At 77.5% G+C, this 2230-nt stretch carries 2 protein-coding genes; both read left to right on the top strand.

The window, feature by feature from the left end; all coding sequences use genetic code 11:
- The coding region (gene malQ / locus ABD308_RS17525; protein ID WP_344335380.1) for a 4-alpha-glucanotransferase at positions 1-1903 on the top strand (1903 nt) is incomplete at its 5' end.
- A gap of 20 nt (positions 1904-1923) precedes the next feature.
- Positions 1924-2157, top strand: coding sequence for a hypothetical protein (locus tag ABD308_RS17520; RefSeq protein ID WP_344335378.1), 234 nt, complete (start codon positions 1924-1926; stop codon positions 2155-2157).
- Positions 2158-2230 lie beyond the last annotated feature (73 nt).

Raw genomic sequence — 2230 nt, 5'->3', positions numbered from 1 at the left:
CACCGCGCTGGACCTGCCCGCCGGCACCCGGCTCGCCGTCGCCCTGGAGGACGGCGGCCGCTGGGAGCTCCCGCGCGGCCACGCCCACTGGCTGCCCGCCGACCTCCCGCCCGGCCGGCACACCCTGCACGCCGCACTCCCCGGCCGCACCGCCGCCACCGCCCACCTGATCGTCGCCCCCGAACGCCTCCCCGCCCTGCCCGGCCGCTCCTGGGGCTTCCTCGCCCAGCTCTACTCCGTCCTCTCCGACCGCTCCTGGGGCATGGGCGACCTCGCCGACCTCGCCGACCTCGCCACCTGGGCGGGCTCGCTGGGCGCCGGCTTCCTCCAGATCAACCCGCTGCACGCCGCCCTGCCGGCCGTCCCCTCCGACCCGTCCCCCTACCGCCCCTCCTCCCGCCGTTTCGCCGACCCGGTCCACCTGCGGGTCGAGGAGGTCCCCGAGTACGCCTACCTGACCGGCCGGCCCCGCGCCGAGGCGGACGAGCTGCTGACCCGCGCCGCCCGGCTGCGCGCCGAGGTGCTGGAGCACGACGGCCTCATCGACCGCGACGAGGTCTGGGCCCTCAAGCGCCGCGCCCTGGAGCTGCTGCACGCCGAGTACCGCCGGTACGCGGCCGGGCACGGCGCGGTCCGCACGGCCGCGTTCGACGCCTACCGGGCCCGCGAGGGCGAGTGGCTGGAGCGGTACGCGGTCTGGAACGCCCTGGCCGAGCGGCACGGCGCCGACCACCACCGCTGGCCGAAGGGCCTGCGCCATCCCGACTCCCCGCACGTGCGGCACGCGGCCGCCGAACTCGCCGACCGGGTCGACCTGCACCGCTGGCTGGCCTGGCGGACCGACCACCAGCTCGACCGGGCCCAGCGGGCCGCCCGCGCCGCCGGGATGTCGGTCGGCCTGGTGCACGACCTCGCGGTGGGCGTCCACCCGGACGGCGCCGACGCCTGGGCGCTGCAGGACGTCCTCGCCGCCGGCATCTCGGTCGGCGCGCCCCCGGACGCCTTCAACGCGCACGGCCAGGACTGGGGCCTGCCGCCCTGGCGCCCGGACGCGCTGGCCGCCGCCGGCTACGCGCCCTTCGCCGAGCTGATCCGCTCCGCCGCCCGGCACGCCGGCGCGCTGCGGATCGACCACGTGATGGGACTGTTCCGGCTCTGGTGGGTCCCGGCCGGGCACGCCCCGACCGAGGGCGTGTACGTCCGCTACGACGCCGAGGCGATGCTCGCCGTGCTCGCCCTGGAGGCGCACCGGGCCGGCGCCGCGGTGATCGGCGAGGACCTCGGCACCGTCGAGCCGGGCGTCCGCGAGGAGCTGGCGGCGCGCGGGGTGCTCGGCACCTCGGTGCTCTGGTTCGAGCGGGACTGGCCGGCCGGCGGCGGAATCCTCCCGCCGGAGCGGTGGCGGGCGGGCAGCCTCGCCACCCTGACCACGCACGACCTGCCGTCCACCGCCGCCCGGCTCTCCGGCGAGCACGTGGAGCTGCGCCACCGGCTGGGCCTGCTGGCCCGCCCGCTGGGGGAGGAGCAGGAGCAGGCCGCCGCCGAGCTGGCCGACTGGCGGGCCGAGCTGGTCCGGCTGGGCCTGCTGGGCGTGGACGAGCCGCTGTCGGCCGTCGCGCTCCACCGGTTCCTGGCGGCCACCCCGGCCGCGCTGGTCGGCGTCTGGCTGCCGGACGTGGTCGGCGATCCGCGTCCGCAGAACCTCCCGGGCACCTGGGACCAGTACCCGAACTGGCGCCTGCCGGTCGCCGACGGCTCGGGGGCGCCGGTCACCCTGGACGCCCTGGCCGCGGCCCCGGCCGCCGCCGTCCTCGCGGACCTGCTGCGCTCCGTGGGCGTCCGGCCGGACGCCCACGGCGGGGCCGCTCCCGAAAGGCCGACCCCGCCGAGCGGCGCGGCGTAAGTGACGGGTAAGTTGGCACCGTGGACAAGAGGAACGCTTTGCGAGCCGGCGCGGTCACCGCAACGGTCACGCTGATGATGCTGCTGTCGTCGCCCGCCATGGCCCTCACCCGGGACGACGGTGACGACCCGGGCAGCGGCCTGAGCGTCGCCGAGACCCTCGGCCTGTTCGTGCTGCTCCCGATCGCGGCCTTCGTGATCATCGGCGGCCTGGCCGCGCTGCCGCTCGGCGGCAAGGACGAGAAGAAGAAGTAGCCGAAGGGTCCTTCCTCCACCCACGAAGCCCAGCACAGACCCCGAGGGGGCGCCGGACCAGGTCCGGCGCCCC

This window comes from Kitasatospora putterlickiae (assembly GCF_039527695.1).
GTDB lineage: Bacteria > Actinomycetota > Actinomycetes > Streptomycetales > Streptomycetaceae > Kitasatospora > Kitasatospora putterlickiae.
This window is presented reverse-complemented; position numbering and strand designations above follow the sequence as displayed.